The following is a 1269-nucleotide window of genomic DNA, read 5'->3' as shown; positions in this document are numbered from 1 at the left end:
GGGGAGCGAGGCCGGGGAGGGGGCGGGGGTGGCCGGGGGCGTCAGGCCTTCTCCTCACGGTGGCGGACGACACGACGACGGGGTCCACCCAAGCACCGTGCTCGCGTTCCGTCCAATGACTCTGGGGCGGGTCACTGACGTGCGTGGGTCATCGGTGCCGGGCGGTCCGGGGCGGCCGGGAGAGGTGGGCGCGGGGAGGACCCGGGGCCGCGGGCAGAGGCTGTCAACTTCGCCGTCCCCAGATCAGGGCACCTTGTCCACAGGAGTTGTCCACAGATGTGGAGGGTGTGGACGACGGTGTGGATAGGCGTGTACCAGGCGGTGTGATGAGGGCACAAACGAGGATGCTGTCAAGTCGGATCGATGGGGCCGAAAGGGGGGTGGAGAATCTTCCTCCACAGGCCTGGGGATCGCATCGTCCCAGGTCAGAGCCGGATTCTGGGAGTGGCCGAGCGGTTGTCCCCAGCGTGGTCCCCAGCCGATCCACACGACACGCCGCCGAATCCACACGTTGTCCACAAGGCCTGTGGGAAACGCGGTTGCCCAGCCTCCACGGCGCGCGTAGTGTCGCGTGGTATCCCCAACGCGAGGGCGGGTATTGGCCGCAGGTGACCACTGACAGGCGCGCATCCGCTCGGACCGTCGCCCCGGGGACCGTCGCACCGTCCGCCTGCAGGAGGGTGCGGCGGCACGGGCGGTGACAACAGAGGAATCAGGGCCGGGAAGACCGGCGAGGGCCGCCGTCGTGCGGGCTGTGGGAAGGGAGTCTCCGGACGTTGACTGAGAACTACGGAGACTCGGGCTCCTACGACGGCGGCCGTTCCTCTGAACGCTTCCTGCCGCCCCAGGACCTGGAGGCGGAGCGCTCGGTGCTGGGCGGCATGATGCTCTCCAAGGACGCGATCGCGGACGTGGTGGAGCTGCTGCGCGGCCACGACTTCTACCGGCCGAGCCACGAGATGATCTACGAGGCGATCATCGACCTCTACGGCCGCGGTGAACCCGCGGACGCCGTCACCGTGGCGGACCTGCTGAACAAGCGCCAGGAGCTGAGCCGCGTGGGCGGCCCCGCCGTGCTGCACGAGCTGATCCAGTCCGTGCCCACCGCCGCCAATGCGAGCTTCTACGCGGAGATCGTGGCGGAGAAGGCTGTCCTGCGCCGCCTCGTGACCGCCGGCACCAAGATCACCCAGCTGGGGTATCAGGGCGACGGCGAGGTCGAGGAGATCGTCAACGAGGCGCAGTCCGAGATCTACAAGGTGGCGGAGA

General features: G+C 68.8%; 1 protein-coding gene. It reads left to right on the top strand.

What is annotated here, in order from left to right; translation table 11 throughout:
• Positions 1 to 776: 776 nt before the first annotated feature.
• Positions 777 to 1269, top strand: a 493-nt coding sequence (locus AB0N07_RS51290; protein ID WP_365847906.1) for a DnaB-like helicase N-terminal domain-containing protein, incomplete at its 3' end; no start/stop codon positions are given.

Origin of the sequence: Streptomyces sp. NPDC051172 (genome assembly GCF_040682555.1) — a bacterium.
Classification (GTDB): Bacteria; Actinomycetota; Actinomycetes; order Streptomycetales; family Streptomycetaceae; genus Streptomyces.
Note: the sequence above shows the minus strand (reverse complement) of the source record. Positions and strands in the feature narration are given on the sequence as shown.